The organism is Alcaligenes parafaecalis (assembly GCF_026344135.1).
In the GTDB taxonomy this organism is placed as follows: Bacteria; Pseudomonadota; Gammaproteobacteria; order Burkholderiales; family Burkholderiaceae_B; genus Alcaligenes; species Alcaligenes parafaecalis.
The window spans coordinates 1227918-1246932 of sequence record NZ_JAPKNA010000001.1 but is presented as its reverse complement, the minus strand read 5'-3'; the positions used below and the strand labels follow the sequence as shown (position 1 = coordinate 1246932).

The window sequence follows — 19015 nt, the reverse complement described above, 5'->3', positions numbered from 1 at the left end:
GGTAGGCGGCGCAGGCCGTTTTTGCGTTTTTTTTTCGATAACATCATGCCCCCAATACAGCCCGGTTTGATTGCCGGCATCGGCACCGACCTGATCCGTATTGACCGGATCGAGCGCGCCTTGGCTCGTCATGGTGATCGCTTTGTAAAGCGCATCCTGGGCGAGCAAGAGCGCGAAGTCTACGCCCGCCGTCAGGCACGTGATCCGGTGCGTGGTCTGCGTTATCTGGCCACCCGTTTTGCAGCCAAAGAAGCCTTTTCCAAAGCCGTGGGCCTGGGAATGCGCATGCCTATGGCCTGGTCGCGCATGCAAACCCTGAATGCACCGGGCGGCCGCCCGGTGGTGCGCCTGTCCGCAGATCTGCAAAGCTGGTTTGATGCCCGCTACGGGGCTGTTCATATTTCCCTGACCGACGAGTCTGATATGGCCATGGCCTTTGTTGTGCTGGAAGTCAAAGCGCCTGCCATCCCTTCCTTATCCTTAGCTGAGTCTGACACTAAATGAGTTCTTCCTCGCAAGCCGTATTGCCTCCGGGCCCAGTCATGGTGGACGTGCAGGGCATGGTCCTGACGGATCAGGAGCGCGAGCGCCTGCGTCATCCTTTGGTGGGTGGCGTGATCCTGTTCAGCCGCAACTTTGAAAACCGTGCCCAACTGACTGCTTTGTGTCAGTCCATTCACGAAGCGCGTAACGAGCCCTTGCTGATCGCGGTAGACCACGAAGGTGGCCGCGTTCAGCGTTTCCGCGAAGACGGTTTCACGACCTTGCCCGCCATGAGCCAGCTAGGACAGCTCTGGACCCGTGACGCGGTCAAGGCGGCTGCTGTTGCCGCAGACACAGGCTACGTGCTGGCAGCCGAGCTGCGCGCGTGTGGTGTGGACATGAGTTTCACGCCCGTTCTGGATCTGGATTGGGGTGTCAGCAAGGTAATTGGCGACCGCTCTTTCCACCGCAGCCCTCGTGCCGTCTCCATGCTGGCTGCTGGCCTGATTCGTGGTTTGAACAAGGCGGGTATGGCCGCTTGCGGCAAGCACTTTCCCGGTCATGGTGGTGTAGAGGCGGACTCACACCACGAAATTCCGGTTGATGAGCGTACGCTGGAAGAGATTCTGGACGAGGATGCCGCCCCCTATGGCTGGCTGGGCACCTTGCAACTGCCATCGGTGATGCCCGCTCACGTGATCTACTCCAAGGTAGACCCGCTGCCTGCCGGTTTCTCGCCCTACTGGATTCAACGTGTACTGCGCAAGGCGCTGGCTTATGACGGCGTGATTTTCTCCGACGACCTGACCATGGAAGGCGCCACCGTTGTGGGCGACATCCTGGCTCGTGCCCAGGCCGCTCTGGGGGCGGGTTGCGATATGGTGCTGGTGTGCAATCGCCCAGACCTGGCAGACGATTTGCTGTCGCGCCTGGATTTCACGATTTCCGAGGAATCGCAAAATCGCATTCGTCGTCTGATGCCTACGACGCCAGCTTTGGATTGGGACGCTTTGCAAGCGGATGAACACTATCAATATGCCCGCGGACTTCAATCTAAAATCCTATCTGTCTGATCTGCCGAATCTGCCGGGCGTGTACCGGCATATCGACGATCAGGGCGAGGTACTGTATGTGGGCAAGGCGCGTGATCTCAAGCGCCGTGTCAGCTCGTACTTCCAGAAAACGCTGAGCAGTCCCCGTATTGCCCATATGGTGGCGCGCGTCGCGCGCATCGAGGTCACTGTGACCCGCAGCGAGGCCGAGGCCTTGCTGCTGGAAAATAACCTCATCAAGCGTCTACGGCCGCGCTACAACATTCTTTTCCGGGACGATAAGTCCTACCCCTACCTGATGATCAGCGCCCACCAGGCGCCGCGTATTGCCTATTACCGGGGCAGTACCAGCGGGAAGGGACATTTCTTCGGTCCTTATCCCAATTCCTGGGCGGTGCGCGAAACCATACAGATTCTGCAACGGGTGTTCCGCCTGCGTACCTGTGAAGACAGCGTCTACGCCAACCGCAGCCGTCCCTGTTTGCTGCATCAGATCGGACGCTGTTCGGCCCCCTGTGTGAACCTGATCTCGCCCGAGCAGTATCAGCTCGACGTGCAGCGCGCGATCAGTTTTCTGGACGGCAATACGGCGGAAATTCTGGGCGAGCTGCAAGAGCGCATGATGCAGGCGTCTGATTCCCTGGACTTTGAGCAGGCGGCGGCCCTGCGTGACCAGATGAAAGCCTTGTCGGCCGTGCTGCAGCAACAAAGCATGGAGCAGGTGGGCAAGGAAGACGTAGATATTATTGTGGTTCTGAACGCGGGCGGTAAGTTCTGTGTGAATCTGGCCATGGTGCGAGGCGGACGTCACTTGGGTGACCGTGCTTTCTTCCCCACACAAATCAACGATGACACTCCCAGTGATGTGTTGGCGGCGTTTATCGCCCAGCACTACCTGGAACGCCGCATGCCGCCGGTTCTGGTCTGTTCGCACGCTTTGCCCGATGCGGACCTGATGCCACTGCTGGCCGAGCAAACGGGCGTAAAAGCGCGTGTTGTCGTGCGCCCGCAAGGGGTGCGCAAGATCTGGCTGGAGCAGGCCACCAAGAACGCCGGTCTGGCACTGGCCCGAGTGTTGAGCGAATCCACCGCCCGTGCCGACCGTACCCGAGCCCTGGCCGAAGCCCTGCAATTGGATCTGGACGAGGCCCAGCTCGATACCCTGCACATCGAATGTTTTGACATCAGCCATACGGCGGGGGAGGCCACCCAGGCCTCCTGTGTGGTTTATAAACACCACGAAATGCAGAACTCGCTTTATCGCCGCTACAACATTGCAGGCATCACGCCGGGCGACGATTACGCGGCCATGCGCCAAGTGCTGAACCGACGTTTCTCGCGGGTTGCCGAAGGTTTGGCACCTTTGCCGGACATTGTTTTGATTGACGGTGGCAAGGGCCAGGTTGAAATTGCCCGCCAGGTTTTTGTGGAACTGGGCCTGGATATTCACGTCCTGGTCGGTGTTGCCAAGGGGGAAAAGCGTAAAGTAGGTCTGGAAACCCTGGTGTTTGCCGATGATCGCCCGCCTGTGGCTTTGGGCGTGGAGTCTGCGGCACTGATGCTGGTCGCTCAGGTGCGTGATGAAGCGCACCGTTTTGCCATTACGGGCATGCGTGCCCAACGTGCCAAAACGCGCAATGTGTCACGCCTGGAAGATATTGACGGGATTGGCGCTAAACGGCGTCAGCGTTTGCTGGCTCGTTTTGGTGGTTTTAGCGGCGTTGCCGATGCAAGTATTGATGAGCTTAGTGCGGTTGATGGAATATCTACTGAACTGGCCGAACGCATTTATCATGCTTTACGATAGGCGAGAGCCTTTGTTTTAAATTAGGTTGGTATCCAAGCTATGCCTTTTAATCTGCCCATTGCCCTGACGTGGCTTCGTATCGTTCTGATCCCCTTGATCGTCGCCTTGTTTTATTTGCCAGAGCATTGGCTGACGATGGAGACGCGCGATCTGTGGGCCGCCTCCGTATTTATCGTGGCCGCCGCAACGGACTGGTTTGACGGTTGGCTGGCTCGACGCTGGAACCAGACGTCCTCTTTCGGGGCCTTTCTGGACCCCGTCGCCGACAAGCTCATGGTCAGCGCCGCTTTGCTGGTTTTGCTGGACCTGGGTCGTGTCGATGCCTTTATTGCCCTGATTATTATTGGCCGCGAAATCACCATTTCGGCGTTGCGGGAATGGATGGCCAAGATTGGTGCCAGTGGTAGTGTGGCAGTGCATCGCTTGGGTAAATTCAAAACCGCCGCGCAAATGGTTGCCATTCCTTGTCTGCTGTACTGGTCCCCCGTCATGGGGCTGCCAACACGGATTATTGGGCAAGCCCTGATTATTGTGGCCGCGGTTCTGACGGTCTGGTCCATGTGCTATTACCTGCAAAAGGCCTGGCCGGAAATCAAGAAAAAGCAACTCTGAGACAAATGGCTAATTCATCAACAACGACGCTGGATGGGGCGGGGCCTGATGGTTCACAGGACTGGCGGGTTATTGGCGTTATCGGTATTGCACACGCCAGTTCGCACTTCTTTCAGCTCATTCTGCCTACGCTGTATATCTCCCTGGGCCAGGAGTTCGGTTACGACTTCCTGACCTTGGGTGGTCTGGTCACTACCTTTTATCTGGTGTCCTGTTTTGGGCAGGCTTCTTCGGGTTTTCTGGTTGATCGCATTGGTGCCTTGCCGGTACTGAAAGTGGGGCTGTCCTGTTTTGTGGTCGCGGCCTTGCTGATCGGGACGGCCAATGGCTATGGCATGTTGCTGGCCGCTGCATTGATAGGTGGCGTGGGCAATGCCGTATTTCATCCGGTGGATTACTCCATTTTGAATCACCGTGTCAGTCCGGCTCGTCTGGGCCATGCCTTTAGCGCGCACGGCTTGACCGGGAACTTGGGCTGGGCGCTGACGCCTGTCTTTATCACAAGCTTGACGATTTACTTCAACTGGCGCGTAGCAGTGCTGGCAGCGGCCGCCTTGATTGCGTCAATTCTGGTGCTGGTGCTGCTGAATAGGGATGCCCTGGCGGGGCGGACGGTTGCGGGTGGTACACAGGCCCGGCCGCAAAGCAAAGAGTCGGTCTGGACGACCTTGTCCACCTTGCTGTCGCGTTCTTCCTTGTGGGGCGCCTTCCTGTTTTTTGCTTTTGCGACGGCCGCGATGGCGGTGGTACAGAACTACACCATCCCCATGCTGCATAACACCTACGGTATTGATAAGGTGGTGGCGGGTACAGCACTGTCCGGCTTTATGCTGGCCTCGGCAGCAGGCATGTTTGTAGGTGGCTTTATTGCTTCCACGACCCCGCGCTCGGAACTCATCGTCTTTGTTTCCCTATGCGTATCGGGGGCCTTGCTCCTGGTATTGGGGGCAGGGTGGGTGATGCCTTCCCTGGCGCTGTTTGTGGTGGGGGCGGCGGGCTTTTGTTCCGGTATTGCCTCGCCATCGCGCGATATGCTGATCCGCCGCGTCACCCCTAAAGGTTCGACCGGGGCGGTGTATGGCCTGGTGTATTCGGGGATGGATGTGGGTTCGTCCATGGCGCCAGTCGGCTTTGGTTTGCTGCTGGACGTGGGTTTGACCCAGGCTCCCTGGTACGGAGCGGCCATTGGATATTGGACTGCGGCCGGTTTGGCCGTGTATGTGGCTTCTACGGTAAGTCGTGCCAGCAAATCCTGATTCGCTGAGTGAGAGGAATAGCTGCCTCAAACAGCTTTAAAAGAAAACCCCAAAAACGTACTGTGTTTTTGGGGTTTTTTCTTGCCCTGTGCCAAGACAGAGCTTGATGCTGTAGTCGCAGAAAAGTGTCCGGCTTTTCTACTTTTTCTGAGCCCAACTATATAGAGATTATTGACGAGCCAGTCGTGGCTCTTCAACGCTATCAGCATGGCTGCTACGCCAGGGGTTGATGTCTAGGCCGCCACGGCGGGTATAACGGGCGTACACCAGCAAACGCTCGGGCTGACAGCTTTGCTGAATATCGCTAAAAAGGCGCTCCACACAATGTTCGTGGAACTCGGTATGGCGGCGCAGGGAGACGATGTAACGCAGCAAGGACGCTGGGTCGATCTGTGGGCCGGTGTAACGCACTTGCACGCTACCCCAATCTGGCTGGCCAGTTACCGGGCAATTGGACTTGAGCAGGTCAGAGACCAGGGACTCGGTCACGATGGGAGCGTTTGGCAGGCATGTCAGCAGCCCGCTTTGAGGCGTGTAGTCCTGAATGCTGATATCCAGCTCATCAATGCAATGGCCTTCCAATTGGGCAATGGGCTGGCCATTCAAGGCGCCAAGAGGGAGCAGTGTCACATGAACGGCTGCGCCTGCCACGGCGCTTAAGTCCTGCTCCATGCGCTGAACAAGGCTATTCCAGTCTTCCACGACTTCATCGTTGAACGAATTCAGATAGAGCTTGAAGGATTTGGACTCGATGATGCGTGGGCTATTCCAGGGAATCACGAACCGGGCCAGGGCAACCACAGGTTTGCCTTTGGGATTGAGCCAGGAGATCTCGTAACCGTTCCAGATATCGGCGCCATGCCATTGCTCGGGAACGTGAAGCGCCTGGCGGTTCAGGGAGCGCTCAATGCCAAACAGGACACTGGGGTCGTACTGTGTGGGATAAACCACATCGTGCCCAAGAGGCGAGTCTTTCAGAGGGGAGGTGTTGCTCATTGGCGGGTGCTGCAGAAATAAAACAGGAAACCGGTGCAGCGAGCAGGCGCCCACCGGGCGGTATAAAGGCGATTATCCCACATTGTGAAATCCTTGTCTCAGTATGCAAAAAACGGCTGTCGCGCCGCACAGTTTTTCATTTCACTAACAGGTAAGTCGTTTCATATCTCGAAATTAATTATTTATCTATATGATTTTAAATAAAAAAATAATTACTCTTATATAAGATAGAAAACATGGGTGCGGTGCAGCATTTGGGTAGACTGTAGTCATCTTGTTCACTGTTAAATCCATCTTAGGAGTCCATCATGAATGCTCGAGAAACTGAGATCCGCAATTTGCAAAAACGCTGGGCAGAAGATCCACGCTGGCAAGGGATCAAGCGTGGTTACACCGCTGAGGAAGTGATTCGTTTGCGTGGTTCTCTGGTCGAGGAGCACACTCTGGCTCGCCGTGGCGCTGAGCGTCTGTGGCAATCCATCAATCAGGAACCCTTTGTGAATGCACTGGGCGCCCTGACGGGTAACCAGGCCATGCAACAGGTCAAGGCTGGTTTGAAAGCGATTTACTTGTCGGGCTGGCAAGTGGCGGGCGACGCCAACAGCGCTGGCGAAATGTACCCTGACCAATCGCTGTATCCCGTTAACTCGGTGCCATCCGTGGTGCGTCGCATCAACAACTCCCTGGCCCGCTGTGATCAGATCCAGTGGATGGAAGGGGTGAACCCAGGCGACGAAGGCTACGTGGATTACTTCGCTCCTATCGTGGCCGACGCGGAAGCCGGTTTCGGTGGTGTGCTGAACGCATTTGAACTGATGAAAGCCATGATTGTGGCTGGCGCCGCAGGCGTTCACTTTGAAGACCAACTGGCATCGGCCAAGAAGTGTGGTCACTTGGGTGGCAAGGTACTGGTGCCTACACGTGAAGCCGTCTCCAAGCTGGTGGCTGCGCGTCTGGCGGCTGACGTTCTGGACGTGCCGACGATTCTGGTTGCTCGTACCGACGCAGATGCTGCTGACCTGATCACCAGCGATGTCGACGAATACGACCGTCCTTTCATTCTGGACGAGCGTACGGTTGAAGGTTTCTACCGTACCCGGGCTGGTCTGGATCAAGCCATTGCTCGTGGTCTGGCCTATGCTCCTTACGCCGATTTGGTCTGGTGCGAAACTTCCACGCCGGATCTGGAATACGCCCGCCGTTTTGCCGAAGCCATTCACCGCCAGTTCCCAGGGAAGATGTTGTCCTACAACTGCTCGCCTTCGTTCAACTGGAAGAAGAACCTGGACGACGCCACGATTGCCAAGTTCCAGCGTGAGCTCGGTGCCATGGGCTACAAGTTCCAGTTCATCACCCTGGCTGGCTTCCACGCACTGAACTACGGCATGTTCGAGCTGGCTCACGGCTACGCTCGCAACCAGATGAGCGCCTTCGTTCAGTTGCAGGAAAAAGAGTTCGCCGCTGCACCACTGGGCTTTACCGCTGTGAAGCACCAGCGCGAAGTGGGTACAGGCTACTTTGACGCTGTCACACAGACAGTTGAAGCCGGTAAGTCTTCGACAACCGCATTGGCTGGCTCGACAGAAGCCGAGCAGTTTGCACCGTCCGAGGCATAAGCAGGACAGGGAAGGGTAGATAGCCCCTTTCCTGGTTGCAGGCAGCCCACCGTACGCTCCAGTCGGTGGGCTGCTTTTTTGTTTGAGTCTCTAATTCTTTTGCTTAAAAGCTACATATTTAAAATATCAAATTTGAAGGCTTGATATTTGTAAAACCGGGTTTGAATAGGCCTCAAAAAGGCTGTTTATTGCGCCTGAAAACAAGCTCGGGAAGGCGTCCAAAGCGGGCGGCGAGAGTTACCCCTTTTTATATTCAAGGTTCAACTTTTCATGAATTGATTTGCATTCTCAGGGTCATGTAATTTCGGTATGAAAAGTCTTGATAATCAAGGCATTCTCATAGGGAAAAGGCGTGGTAGACTTTGGCCGCGCAAGGGGGGATTGTTGGGTGCGGAATTCTTGTCCAACCTTGCGGGTAGGGAATAAAAAAAAGGCTGCCAATGAGCAGCCTTGAAAGCATTGAACAGTTAGCGCCGTGTTGGGGGGGTAACGGCCTGAACAAGATGCATAAGGACAACGATATAGGATCGAAGCAAAGTCGTATTGATTTAAATCAAGAATGAAGAAATATCAGTGGCTTATAGTCCTTCCATGCGCGCATATTCGATTTTTTCTCTTCCCAAGCCCCTCACTGATGAGCAGCGGTCGCGTCGGCGGCACACCTTAGCCCGTTTGGGCCTAGCATGGCTGGCGGCCATGCAGGTGATGATGTTTGCTTTCCCCGGTTATATGCGCTCCTTCAGCACCCGGCCTGAAGACATTGAATCCCTCTCGCAAGTCATCGTGCTCATGAACTGGGCAGGCCTGTGCCTGACCATGCCTGTTGTCCTGTACTGTGCTTGGCCTATTCTGAAAGGGGCTGTCAAAAGCCTGTCCGAAGGTCGCGTTGGCATGGATGTGCCGGTGGCCTTGGGTATTGTTGGCGCCTTCCTGCCCAGCGTCTATAACACCTGGACCCAGCAAGGCGAGGTCTATTACGACTCGGTCACGATGTTCGTGGCCTTTTTGCTGACCGCTCGTTATCTGGAGCTTTGTGCGCGCCAGTCGGTTACGCAATCCGCTTCCCATGATCTGATCGAGCGCTTTCGCCAGTCCGTGACAGGTCATTCCAATACGCTGGCATTTTGGTTCGTCAGTATTCAGTTGGTGCTGGCTGCCGCCTTTGGTCTGGTCTGGTACTGGATGGACCCTTCGCATGTGGTCCCCGTCGTGGTCGCCATGCTGGTCATGAGCTGTCCCTGTGCCATGTCCATGTCGGTGCCCTCGGCCGTGGCGTCGGCCCATGCCGGTCTACTGGCACGACCCGCCAAGAACGAATTTGAAGTTGTTCAATTGACCCAGCAAACCGGCCGCATCGCTCGCCAGAACTTGTACGGTTCGATTGTCTGGCATTTGCTCATGACTCCGTTGGCTGCCTTGGGTATTGTGGCCCCTTGGTTGGCCGCGGTCAGCATGCTGGTGTCCTCTTTGGCCGTTGCGGCCAACTCCTGGCGCATCTATCGCAGCCGCACCCGCGAGGTGCCGGCGCAATGGACCGGTCCAGCAGCAAGGCAGGGCTGATATGTTCGGCTCCCTGCTGGTCCTGATCCCCATCTCCATTTTCCTGGTCGTTGTCATCGGCATCGCATTCTGGTGGGCTATTTTTGCCGGTCAGTTTGAAGATACGGGCAATGCGGCTGATTCCATCTTGCTTGATGATGACTCCACGGCCAGCCTGTCGGGTGTAAAGCGTCCGCCCGATACCTGATACCTACTGATTGGTTTTTAGCCCTGCAAATGGTCGGCGACACACAGTCTGCGGGGCGGAAACACGCGCGAGTGCGTGCTTTCCGAAGTTTTTTGATAAGCATCAAGTAGCGAATTACCGACTTGCTGGATGATGTAGCTTGTTGTCGCTTGTATTAACAATGTTTGTTTAGGGGAAGCAAATGGGCACTTCCGATGCAGTCGGAAATAACGCCGAAGTCTTCAATTACGGGATTGTGAGGCAGTTCGCCATCATGACCGTATTTTGGGGCGTCATCGGCATGGCAATAGGCCTCTTTATTGCCTTGCAGTTGATTTGGCCAGAACTCAATTTCGACACACCGTGGCTTAGTTTTGGACGTTTGCGTCCACTGCACACTAACGCTGTGATTTTTGCCTTTGGTGGCACCGGCTTGTTCGCGACATCCTACTATGTGGTGCAGCGTACCTGTCAGGCCCGTTTGTTCAGCGACAAGCTGGCAGCCTTCACCTTCTGGGGTTGGCAAGCCGTGCTGGTAGCCGCTGTCATCACGCTGCCTATGGGCTACACCAGCTCCAAAGAGTACGCCGAACTGGAATGGCCCATCGACATCCTGATCACATTGGTCTGGGTGGCATACGCCATTGTGTTCTTTGGCACGATCGTCAAGCGCCGCGTGCGTCACATCTATGTGGCCAACTGGTTCTTTGGCTCGTACATCGTCACCATCGCTGTACTGCACATTTTCAATAACCTGGAACTGCCCGTCAGCTTCATGAAGTCCTACTCGGCTTACGCGGGTGTTCAGGACGCCATGGTGCAGTGGTGGTACGGCCATAACGCCGTGGGCTTTTTCCTGACGACCTCGTTCCTGGGCATGATGTACTACTTCATCCCCAAACAGGCCAACCGTCCTATCTACTCGTACCGTCTTTCCATCGTTCACTTCTGGGCGCTGGGCTTTACGTACATGTGGGCCGGTCCTCACCACTTGCTGTACACCTCCTTGCCAGACTGGACCCAGTCCCTGGGCATGACCTTCTCCCTGATTCTGCTGGCTCCTTCCTGGGGTGGCATGATCAACGGGATCATGACGATGTCGGGTGCCTGGCACAAGCTGCGTACTGACGCGATCCTGAAGTTCATGGTGGTGGCGCTGTCCTTCTACGGTATGTCTACCTTTGAAGGCTCCATGATGGCCATCCGTACAGTGAACGCACTGTCGCACTACACCGACTGGACCATTGGTCACGTGCACTCCGGTGCGCTGGGCTGGGTTGCCATGATTACCTTCGGTTCTCTGTACTACCTGATCCCACGTCTGTACGGCCGTACGGAAATGGCCCGTCCACGTTTGATCGACCTGCACTTCTGGCTGGCTACCCTTGGCGTGGTGCTGTATATCGCCGCGATGTGGATTGCCGGTGTGATGCAAGGTCTGATGTGGCGTGCTACCGGTATTGATGGCACCTTGACCTACAGCTTCGTGGAAGTCGTGAAGGCTACGTACCCCTTCTACGCAATCCGTGCTTTGGGCGGCGCCTTCTTTGTGGCCGGTATCTTGCTGATGTCCTGGAACGTGTTCCTGACCATTCGTGCAGGTGAGAAAGGTATCAACCCTGTTGTGCCTCTCAAGAATCCGGACGCCCGCGATCCAGCGCTGGTGGGTCAAACCACTTTGCTGGCCTAAGGAGTAAATCATGGCTAATGACACTAATAAGCGCTTTTCGCACGCCACGATCGAGAAAAACACCGGGCTGCTGATCATCCTGAGTATCTTGGTGATTTCCTTCGCAGGCCTGGTGCAGATCGTACCTTTGTTCTTTCAACACTCGACCACCCAGCCTACCGAAGGCATTCAGCCTTACGAGCCGTTAAGACTGATGGGTCGCGATATCTACATCCGTGAAGGGTGTGTGGGCTGTCACTCGCAGCAAATTCGTATGCTGCAGTCCGAAGTGCAGCGCTACGGTCCTTACTCGCTGGCGGGTGAGTCCGTGTACGACTACCCCTTCCTGTGGGGCTCCAAGCGTACCGGCCCTGATCTGGCTCGTGTGGGTCAGCGCTACAGCGACGAATGGCACCGCATTCACTTGCGCAACCCACGTAACGTGGTCAAAGAGTCCAATATGCCTGCCTACCCTTGGCTGCAGAAAAACTCGGTGGAAGGCGAAAACATTCAGGATCGCATGAACGTCTTGCGTACTTTGGGTGTGCCTTACACGCAGGAACAAATTGATGCTGCTCCTCAGGAGCTGGTAGGCAAGACCGAAGAAGACGCGGTGGTTGCTTATCTGCAAGGCCTGGGTGTGGCGAGTCGCGACGCAGCCGCCAAGGCTGTGGAGCAGGGGAGCCACTAAATGTTAGCCATCATCAACGGTGTTGTGACCGCTTTGGCGATGGCTACCTTCCTTGGCATTTGCTGGTGGGCGTTCTCTCGGGGACGCCGCCAGGCCAACGAAGAAGCAGCGCTTCTGCCTTTCGCCTTGCCCGACGAGGGAAGTAACGATAAAAACCCTGGGGGTTCCGAATGAGTGACTTTTTTAATAATGGCTGGAGCCTCTGGATCTCCGGTATCGCCTTGCTGGGCATCGTGTTTTGCTTGTGGCTGCTCTTTACCCAGCGCGCATTTCTGGGCAAGACCGTCGACGTAGAAGAAACCGGCCACGTCTGGGACGGTGACCTGACCGAACTGAATACACCCGTACCACGCTGGTGGACCGTGATGTACATCGGTTTGTGTGTGTTTGCCTTGGGCTATCTGGTGTTGTACCCCGGCCTGGGCAACTTCAAGGGCACGTTGGGCTTTAGCTCCGGTCAACAGGTCAAGCAGCAACAGGCCGAGATCAATGCTCGCCTGGAGCCTGTGTACGCCCGTTACCGCGAAATGCCTATCGAAGAGATTGCTCGCGATCAGGAAGCCCGTGAAATCGGTCAGCGCCTGTTCCTGAACAACTGCGCCCAGTGTCACGGTTCGGATGCACAAGGTGCGCCCAGCTTCCCTAACCTGGCCAATAAAGCCTGGTTGTGGGGCGGTGAGCCTGAGCAGATTCTGCACACCATTACCGAAGGCCGTACCGGGATGATGCCGCCACAAGCGCAATTCACCCCAGCTCAAGCCTCCGATGTGGCGCAGTACGTGCGCTCCCTGTCGGGCCTGGCTGCAGATCCTTTGCGCCTGGTGGCTGGTAAACGTGTTTATGACAGCGCATGTTTTGCCTGTCACGGTGCTGATGCCAAGGGCAATACCTTGTTGGGTGCGCCTGACCTGACCGACGACTACTGGCTGTATGGCAGTTCTGAAGCCACTATCGTTCAGACCGTCTTGCAGGGTCGCACTAACCAGATGCCGGCACAAAAAGCCACCATGACTCCTGAGCAGATTCGTTTGCTGGCAGGTTGGGTCTGGGGCTTGTCCAACAATGCCGAGCCTGCCCAGGCTAACTAGTGTGTTTTAAATTGATCTGACGCCTTCAGGACTTGCAATGAGTAGTGATTCTCCCCAACCCAGCGCTGATAACGCGCAGGGAACCGTGCCCAAGTGGCAACCTCCACGCAACGCCAAGGGAGCGGGTGGAACCTCTCCGCAAGTCGAGAAGGCGCTGGTCGATGTACGCAGCAAAATCTATCCACGATCCGTCAAGGGCGTCTTTGCCCGCTGGCGGATCTGGATGGTGTATTTCACGCAGATCATTTTCTATGGTCTGCCCTGGTTGGAATGGCATGGCCGTCAGGCCGTGCTGTTCGACCTGCTGGAACGCAAGTTCTACATCTTTGGCATGATACTGTGGCCCCAGGACGTTATTTACCTGACGGTGCTGCTGCTGATATCAGCCTTTTCCCTATTCCTCTTTACCGCCATGGCGGGCCGCTTATTCTGTGGCTATGCCTGTCCGCAGACGGTCTACACCGAGATCTTCATGTGGGTGGAGCGCAAGGTGGAAGGGGACCGTCTGGCGCGTATCCGCTTGGATGAACAAGCCTGGAACGCCCGAAAATTACGTCTCAAAGCCACCAAGCACTTCCTGTGGATCGTGCTGGCTTTGTGGACCGGCTTTACCTTTATTGGCTACTTCGCACCTATCCGCGAACTGGGTGGCGAGCTGATCGCCTTGTCCCTGGGCCCCTGGCAGTGGTTCTGGCTCTTGTTCTACGCCTTTGCCACCTGGGGTAACGCAGGTTTCATGCGCGAAGCGGTCTGTAAGTACATGTGCCCCTACGCTCGTTTCCAAAGTGCCATGGTGGACAGCGATACCTTTGTGGTGACCTACGACTTCGTGCGTGGTGAAACCCGGGGTGGTCGATCTCGCAAGATCGATCACAAGGAAGCGGGTATGGGCGACTGTGTCGACTGCAGCCTGTGTGTGCAGGTCTGTCCGACCGGTATTGATATTCGTGATGGCCTGCAATACATGTGTATTGGTTGCGGTGCCTGTGTGGACGTCTGTGATCAGGTCATGGACAAAATGGGCTACGAGAAAGGCTTGATCCGCTATACCTCGGAGCGCGCCATCAAAGAGCGCATGACCCAGCCTGAAGTGCGACGTCGTATGCTGCGCCCACGTGTTCTGTCCTACATTCTGATTCTGGCCGTGATCTGTGGTGCCTTTGTGTACACATTGGCTACTCGTACGCCGATGCGTGTGGACGTTATCCGGGATCGTGGTGCTCTGGGACGTGAAGTGCCCGGTGGCCTGATTGAAAACGTGTTCCGCTTGCAGGTGATCAATACCTCGGAAGAGGCGATGGAGCTGCAGTTGTCGGTGACGGGTCTGGAAGGTGCGAGTATTCACCTGACCGAGAATGGTCAGGATCATATTCATGTGGCGCCTGCAGGCAACCGACTCTTACCGGTTGTGGTGCAAGTCCCAATTAGTAGTGCCAAGCCGGGCCTGTATGATATTTCCATTCAGGCAGTGGGCGAGCATGAAGGGGGCCGCAAGACCTACGTGAACGAACGCAGTAGTTTTTATATTCCTCAGTAACTTTATAAAGAGCAAAAACATGGACGAATCAAAGGACAGTGGACCCTGGTGGCGTGAGCCGTGGCCCTGGTTGCTGATGGCCGGCCCCGCTCTGGCTATCGTGGGCTGCGTCATCACTATTGTGCTGGCCTTCCAGAACTTCAGTAATCAAGGAGTTACGGATGGTGGCGTCAAGCAAGGTCTGGTTGTCACCAAAGTAGAGCCTGCCCGCGAGCAGCGCTAAAAGCAGTCGATTCACCGTTACGCTAGGGTTGAGAGAAGTATGTTTCCGTTCAAGAAGGGGGTACGAATGACCATCCGATCGTTGATGTGGATACTGTGGCCTTCATTCCTGGTCGCTGGGGTGCTAAGCGCAATTGTGTTTGCTTTGGTGGACCCGTTGGACATTGTTGTACTTGGACATATGCAAGTAGATCGACTGACTTTTTATACGGTAGCGTTTTTCCTGTTTTGGGTGGCCGTCTCGGTGGCTTGTACGCTTAGTCTGTATATGTCCTCAGGGTCGCCTGCTGTACTGACTGAACCGGCGGATAGTCTGGATTGATTCAGATCGTCGGGAAGAGATAAAAAAAGCACATGCAAATTGCATGTGCTTTTTTTTATCTTGTAGTAGTGAGTGCTCAGGAGGGCACCAGCAGGCCGCAGGGGTGTTCAGCGATGTACTTGAGCCCTAGACAGCAGCAGGGCCGTTTAGTCGCACTCTGTGCCTGCCAGGGAGCGCAGGGCAGCCAGGTCCAGCAAGTGGACTTCGCGTTGCGAGATTTTCAGCAGACCTTCACGTGCAAAGCGCGAGAACAGGCGGCTGACCGTTTCCAGCGTCAGGCCCAGGAAGTTGCCGATTTCTTCGCGGCTCATGCGCAGAATGAATTCGTAAGGGGAATAGCCAAGCAGCGACAGGCGCTGGGACAGATTCAGCAAGAAGGCGGCCAGGCGCTGTTCAGAACGCAGTCCGGCCAAGGTCATCATCAATTGATGGGCGCGGTTGATTTCCTTGCTCATCAGGCGACGGAACTGTTGTTGCAAGATAGGCAGTTGGGCCGACAGGCGATCCAGATCGTCCAGACGGATCACACAGACTTCGCTGTCTTCCAGCGCGATGGCGTGGGAGACGTGGCGATTTTCAACCAGGCTGTCCATACCCAGGATTTCACCCGGTAATAAAAAGCCCGTAATCTGGATGTGGCCGGTGGAATCTTCCAACTGCATCTTGATCGAACCAGAGCGCAGACCATAGATTCCTTCGACTGAATCGGCCAGTCGAAACAGCACGCCGCCCTTAGGGATGCGGATGCGCTCCTTGACTAATTCGTCCAACCGCTCCATTTCATGCTTAGGCATCCCAAGAGGTAGACACACCTCATTGAGCATACAGCTAGAGCAGCGTATGGAGTCAGCGGTAACCGAGATACGTTTTTGCATAAGGAATAATGTCAGATGGCGAAACGCTAAATCTTTGAGTCAAATCAAGTGTAATTGTAGCTTTTTATTGGTTGGTATTCCCGATAATCCTTAATATGTTTAGTTCTTAAGGCCCGCGCCACGCGGGAAGTGGCTCCCCATGCCGGGTACAGCGCACTGTAGCTACCCCTGCCATGTTGTTGTTTAAAAGCGATCTAAACACTTGAATACTTGGTTTTTGTCCTTATCTTCAATTCATCCTGTTATTTGTTGCGAGATCTGGGCGAGCAGTATTTAGTAACTGTTTGCTTTAGCTTATCGCATATTTTCTGAAGTGAAAATTCTATGCGAATCGATAAATTGACAACGAAGTTTCAACAGGCTTTAGCGGATGCGCAAAGCCTGGCTGTTCGCGAAGACAACCCCTATCTGGAACCCGCTCACGTACTGGTCGCCTTGCTGGCTGATGCTGATTCTGGCACCGGCAGCTTGCTGGCTCGTGCGGGCGTTGCCATTCCTCGTCTGGAAAGTGAGCTTAACCGCCTGATCTCCAATCTGCCCAAGGTGCAAGGGGCGGAAGGTCAGCAGCAGCTAAGTTCGGCCCTGCAAGCGGCTTTGGCCAAGACCGACAAGGAAGCGGCCCAGCGCGGTGATACCTATATTGCCAGCGAACTGTTCTTGCTGGCCCTGGCTGATGACAAAGGCGAAACCGGGCGTGCCCTGCGCGATGCCGGTTTGCAGCGCCGTGCCCTGGAAGCCGCGATTGAAGCCGTACGTGGTGGTGCCAACGTGAGCGACGCCGAAGGCGATAGCAACCGTGAAGCCCTGGATAAATACACCACAGACCTGACCGAGCGTGCCCGTCTGGGCAAGCTGGACCCGGTCATTGGCCGTGACGACGAAATTCGTCGCACTATCCAGATTCTGCAGCGTCGTACCAAGAACAACCCTGTGCTGATTGGTGAGCCAGGGGTGGGTAAGACCGCCATCGTGGAAGGCTTGGCGCAGCGTATCGTGAACAACGAAGTGCCTGAAACCCTGAAGGGCAAGCGCGTTCTAGTGCTGGATCTGGCCGCTTTGCTGGCCGGTGCCAAGTATCGTGGCGAATTTGAAGAGCGCCTGAAAGCCGTGCTGAAAGAGCTGTCCAAGGACGATGGCAAAACCATTGTCTTCATTGACGAGCTGCACACCATGGTGGGCGCTGGCAAGGCCGAGGGTGCGATGGATGCGGGCAATATGCTCAAACCTGCCTTGTCGCGCGGCGAGTTGCACTGTATCGGTGCTACCACCCTGAACGAGTACCGCCAGTACATCGAGAAGGACGCCGCTCTGGAGCGTCGTTTCCAGAAGGTGCTGGTGAACGAGCCCGATATGGAGTCCACGATTGCGATTCTGCGCGGTTTGCAGGAGCGCTACGAGCTGCACCACGGTGTTGCGATTACCGACCCCGCCATTGTGGCCGCGGCCGAGCTGTCACAGCGTTACATTACGGACCGCTTCCTGCCCGATAAGGCTATTGACCTGATTGACGAGGCCGCAGCCCGTATCCGTATGGAGATCGACTCCAAGCCCGAGGTCATGGACAAGCTGGATCGCCGCATCATTCAATTGAAGATCGAGCGTGAAGCCGTCATCAAGGACACGGACGAGGCCTCTCAGCGTCGTTTGCAGGCCATCAATGACGAGATGGAAAAGCTGCAGCGCGAGTACAACGACTACGAAGAAATCTGGAAAGCCGAAAAAGCGGCCGTTCAGGGTTCGCAAGTCGTTAAAGAGGAAATCGAGAAAGTTCGTGCCGAAATGGCCGAGCTGCAGCGCAAGGGCCAGTTCGACAAGTTGGCCGAGCTGCAATACGGCAAGTTGCCCGAGTTGGAAGAACGCCTGAAAGCAGCCGAAGCCAATATGGACAAGGCTGATCAGGAAAAGCCACGCTTGCTGCGTACTCAGGTGGGTGCTGAGGAAATTGCGGAAGTTGTGTCCCGCGCTACCGGTATTCCTGTATCCAAGATGATGCAGGGCGAGCGTGAAAAGCTCTTGCAGATGGAAGACTACCTGCACAAACGTGTGGTCGGCCAAAGCGAGGCAGTACGTCTGGTGTCGGATGCAATCCGTCGCTCGCGTGCGGGCTTGTCTGATCCGTCCCGCCCCTATGGTTCCTTCCTGTTCCTGGGGCCAACCGGTGTGGGTAAGACCGAGCTGACCAAGGCCTTGGCCAACTTCCTCTTTGACTCCGAGGATCACATGATTCGTATCGACATGAGCGAATTCATGGAGAAGCACTCGGTGGCTCGTTTGATCGGGGCGCCTCCCGGCTACGTGGGTTACGAAGAGGGCGGTTACCTGACCGAGGCTGTGCGTCGCAAACCTTATTCGGTGATTTTGCTGGACGAGGTGGAGAAAGCACACCCCGACGTCTTTAACGTGCTCTTGCAAGTGCTGGACGATGGTCGCTTGACCGATGGCCAGGGCCGTACGGTGGACTTCCGCAATACGGTAATCATCATGACCTCCAACCTGGGTTCGCAGCATATCCAGCGTTTGTCGGGTGAGCCTTATGATGTGATCAAGGAAGTGGTGTGGGAAGAAGTGAAGCAGCATTTCCGCCCCGAGTTCCTGAACCGTATCGACGAGGTGGTGGTGTTCCACGGTCTGGAAGCAGAACACATTGCGTCTATTGCTCGTATCCAGCTTCAACGTCTGGATCAGCGACTGGCTCAGCGTGACATGCATCTGGAAGTCAGCGAGGCTGCTTTGGAGCAGTTGGCCAAAGCCGGGTTTGACCCTGTGTTCGGTGCACGTCCTTTGAAACGTGCTATCCAGCAGCACATTGAAAACCCAGTGGCACGTTTGATTCTAGAAGGCCGCTTTGGTCCTAAAGATGTGGTGCCTGTGGACTGGAAGGACGGCGAGTTTACGTTCAGCCGCAGTATCCAGTAATAAGCAGACTCTGATTACTGCTGTGCTGGTGAGAGTTGAGCAGTAGAGCTGACCAGCACATGCAGTAAACCGTAGTTGAAACGGCAGTAAAAAAGCGCCTTGGGTACCCAAGGCGCTTTTTCTTCGGCTCTACGGAATGTTTCAAGC

At 55.6% G+C, this 19015-nt stretch carries 18 protein-coding genes; 16 read left to right on the top strand and 2 right to left on the bottom strand.

Translation table 11 applies throughout. The features are described 5' to 3' along the window. Positions 1-45: 45 nt before the first annotated feature. The 5 genes from acpS to OSH09_RS05755 are packed head-to-tail and all read left to right on the top strand — an operon-like array spanning position 46 to position 5210. Entirely contained in the window at positions 46-504 is a 459-nt protein-coding gene (acpS, locus tag OSH09_RS05775) for a holo-ACP synthase (protein ID WP_207875184.1), read from the top strand. Further along, the gene (nagZ, locus tag OSH09_RS05770; protein WP_207875183.1) at positions 501-1556 is read left to right on the top strand and encodes a beta-N-acetylhexosaminidase; all 1056 of its coding nucleotides are present in this window, start codon (positions 501-503) and stop codon (positions 1554-1556) included. Before acpS ends, nagZ begins: the two co-directional genes overlap by 4 nt. Beyond that, positions 1519-3342 carry an excinuclease ABC subunit UvrC gene (uvrC, locus tag OSH09_RS05765; protein ID WP_207875759.1) on the top strand — a complete coding sequence of 608 codons (1824 nt, stop codon included), beginning with the start codon at positions 1519-1521 and terminating at the stop codon, positions 3340-3342. Before nagZ ends, uvrC begins: the two co-directional genes overlap by 38 nt. A 39-nt stretch (positions 3343-3381) precedes the next feature. Further along, complete coding sequence (gene pgsA / locus OSH09_RS05760) at positions 3382-3954, top strand: CDP-diacylglycerol--glycerol-3-phosphate 3-phosphatidyltransferase (RefSeq protein ID WP_207875182.1); 573 nt, start codon at positions 3382-3384, stop codon at positions 3952-3954. A 5-nt stretch (positions 3955-3959) separates the two neighbouring features. Next, a complete protein-coding gene (locus OSH09_RS05755; protein ID WP_222667071.1) occupies positions 3960-5210 on the top strand; it encodes an MFS transporter in 1251 nt (416 codons plus the stop codon). A gap of 168 nt (positions 5211-5378) precedes the next feature. Here the strand turns inward: OSH09_RS05755 and queF are convergent, their stop codons facing one another. Next, the gene (gene queF, locus OSH09_RS05750) at positions 5379-6206 is read right to left on the bottom strand and encodes an NADPH-dependent 7-cyano-7-deazaguanine reductase QueF (protein WP_266120422.1); all 828 of its coding nucleotides are present in this window, start codon (positions 6204-6206) and stop codon (positions 5379-5381) included. 308 nt (positions 6207-6514) lie between these two features. Here queF and aceA point away from each other — a divergent pair, with 308 nt between their 5' ends. From aceA to OSH09_RS05700, 10 genes are all read left to right on the top strand, one after another. Continuing rightward, positions 6515-7822 (top strand): isocitrate lyase, encoded by a 1308-nt coding sequence (gene aceA, locus OSH09_RS05745; protein ID WP_207875179.1) that lies wholly within the window; start codon positions 6515-6517, stop codon positions 7820-7822. 591 nt (positions 7823-8413) lie between these two features. Beyond that, positions 8414-9382, top strand: a complete 969-nt coding sequence (locus OSH09_RS05740) for a hypothetical protein (RefSeq protein WP_266120551.1) — start codon at positions 8414-8416, stop codon at positions 9380-9382. Between the two features lies 1 nt (position 9383). Then, the gene (gene ccoS, locus OSH09_RS05735) at positions 9384-9569 is read left to right on the top strand and encodes a cbb3-type cytochrome oxidase assembly protein CcoS (RefSeq protein WP_207875178.1); all 186 of its coding nucleotides are present in this window, start codon (positions 9384-9386) and stop codon (positions 9567-9569) included. Between the two features lie 181 nt (positions 9570-9750). Beyond that, positions 9751-11238: a cytochrome-c oxidase, cbb3-type subunit I gene (gene ccoN / locus OSH09_RS05730; protein WP_207875177.1), complete on the top strand. Its 1488-nt coding sequence runs from the start codon at positions 9751-9753 to the stop codon at positions 11236-11238. A 10-nt stretch (positions 11239-11248) separates the two neighbouring features. Next, on the top strand, positions 11249-11908 hold the full coding sequence (gene ccoO / locus OSH09_RS05725) for a cytochrome-c oxidase, cbb3-type subunit II (protein ID WP_207875176.1): 660 nt from the start codon (positions 11249-11251) through the stop codon (positions 11906-11908). Continuing rightward, the gene (locus OSH09_RS05720; RefSeq protein ID WP_207875175.1) at positions 11909-12082 is read left to right on the top strand and encodes a cbb3-type cytochrome oxidase subunit 3; all 174 of its coding nucleotides are present in this window, start codon (positions 11909-11911) and stop codon (positions 12080-12082) included. Then, entirely contained in the window at positions 12079-12996 is a 918-nt protein-coding gene (gene ccoP, locus OSH09_RS05715; protein WP_207875174.1) for a cytochrome-c oxidase, cbb3-type subunit III, read from the top strand. The genes OSH09_RS05720 and ccoP overlap by 4 nt, the downstream gene beginning before the upstream one ends. Before the next feature lie 37 nt (positions 12997-13033). Then, positions 13034-14533, top strand: coding sequence for a cytochrome c oxidase accessory protein CcoG (gene ccoG / locus OSH09_RS05710; RefSeq protein WP_266120421.1), 1500 nt, complete (start codon positions 13034-13036; stop codon positions 14531-14533). A 19-nt stretch (positions 14534-14552) separates the two neighbouring features. Then, entirely contained in the window at positions 14553-14756 is a 204-nt protein-coding gene (locus OSH09_RS05705) for a FixH family protein (RefSeq protein WP_207875172.1), read from the top strand. Positions 14757-14822: 66 nt separating this feature from the next. After that, positions 14823-15077, top strand: a complete 255-nt coding sequence (locus OSH09_RS05700) for a hypothetical protein (RefSeq protein WP_207875171.1) — start codon at positions 14823-14825, stop codon at positions 15075-15077. A gap of 146 nt (positions 15078-15223) precedes the next feature. On the opposite strand, the gene OSH09_RS05695 is transcribed toward OSH09_RS05700, so the two are convergent. Beyond that, positions 15224-15952 (bottom strand): helix-turn-helix domain-containing protein, encoded by a 729-nt coding sequence (locus tag OSH09_RS05695; RefSeq protein ID WP_094197086.1) that lies wholly within the window; start codon positions 15950-15952, stop codon positions 15224-15226. A gap of 324 nt (positions 15953-16276) precedes the next feature. Here OSH09_RS05695 and clpB point away from each other — a divergent pair, with 324 nt between their 5' ends. Continuing rightward, a complete protein-coding gene (gene clpB, locus OSH09_RS05690) occupies positions 16277-18868 on the top strand; it encodes an ATP-dependent chaperone ClpB (RefSeq protein WP_207875170.1) in 2592 nt (863 codons plus the stop codon). Positions 18869-19015 lie beyond the last annotated feature (147 nt).

Excerpts from the sequence above, each read along its gene's own strand:
- acpS (WP_207875184.1), top strand. The coding sequence starts at position 46 with ATGCCCCCAATACAGCCCGGTTTGATTGCCGGCATCGGCACCGACCTG.
- nagZ (WP_207875183.1), top strand. The coding sequence starts at position 501 with ATGAGTTCTTCCTCGCAAGCCGTATTGCCTCCGGGCCCAGTCATGGTG.
- uvrC (WP_207875759.1), top strand. The coding sequence starts at position 1,519 with ATGCCCGCGGACTTCAATCTAAAATCCTATCTGTCTGATCTGCCGAAT.
- pgsA (WP_207875182.1), top strand. The coding sequence starts at position 3,382 with ATGCCTTTTAATCTGCCCATTGCCCTGACGTGGCTTCGTATCGTTCTG.
- OSH09_RS05755 (WP_222667071.1), top strand. The coding sequence starts at position 3,960 with ATGGCTAATTCATCAACAACGACGCTGGATGGGGCGGGGCCTGATGGT.
- queF (WP_266120422.1), bottom strand. The coding sequence starts at position 6,206 with ATGAGCAACACCTCCCCTCTGAAAGACTCGCCTCTTGGGCACGATGTG.
- aceA (WP_207875179.1), top strand. The coding sequence starts at position 6,515 with ATGAATGCTCGAGAAACTGAGATCCGCAATTTGCAAAAACGCTGGGCA.
- OSH09_RS05740 (WP_266120551.1), top strand. The coding sequence starts at position 8,414 with ATGCGCGCATATTCGATTTTTTCTCTTCCCAAGCCCCTCACTGATGAG.
- ccoS (WP_207875178.1), top strand. The coding sequence starts at position 9,384 with ATGTTCGGCTCCCTGCTGGTCCTGATCCCCATCTCCATTTTCCTGGTC.
- ccoN (WP_207875177.1), top strand. The coding sequence starts at position 9,751 with ATGGGCACTTCCGATGCAGTCGGAAATAACGCCGAAGTCTTCAATTAC.
- ccoO (WP_207875176.1), top strand. The coding sequence starts at position 11,249 with ATGGCTAATGACACTAATAAGCGCTTTTCGCACGCCACGATCGAGAAA.
- OSH09_RS05720 (WP_207875175.1), top strand. The coding sequence starts at position 11,909 with ATGTTAGCCATCATCAACGGTGTTGTGACCGCTTTGGCGATGGCTACC.
- ccoP (WP_207875174.1), top strand. The coding sequence starts at position 12,079 with ATGAGTGACTTTTTTAATAATGGCTGGAGCCTCTGGATCTCCGGTATC.
- ccoG (WP_266120421.1), top strand. The coding sequence starts at position 13,034 with ATGAGTAGTGATTCTCCCCAACCCAGCGCTGATAACGCGCAGGGAACC.
- OSH09_RS05705 (WP_207875172.1), top strand. The coding sequence starts at position 14,553 with ATGGACGAATCAAAGGACAGTGGACCCTGGTGGCGTGAGCCGTGGCCC.
- OSH09_RS05700 (WP_207875171.1), top strand. The coding sequence starts at position 14,823 with ATGACCATCCGATCGTTGATGTGGATACTGTGGCCTTCATTCCTGGTC.
- OSH09_RS05695 (WP_094197086.1), bottom strand. The coding sequence starts at position 15,952 with ATGCAAAAACGTATCTCGGTTACCGCTGACTCCATACGCTGCTCTAGC.
- clpB (WP_207875170.1), top strand. The coding sequence starts at position 16,277 with ATGCGAATCGATAAATTGACAACGAAGTTTCAACAGGCTTTAGCGGAT.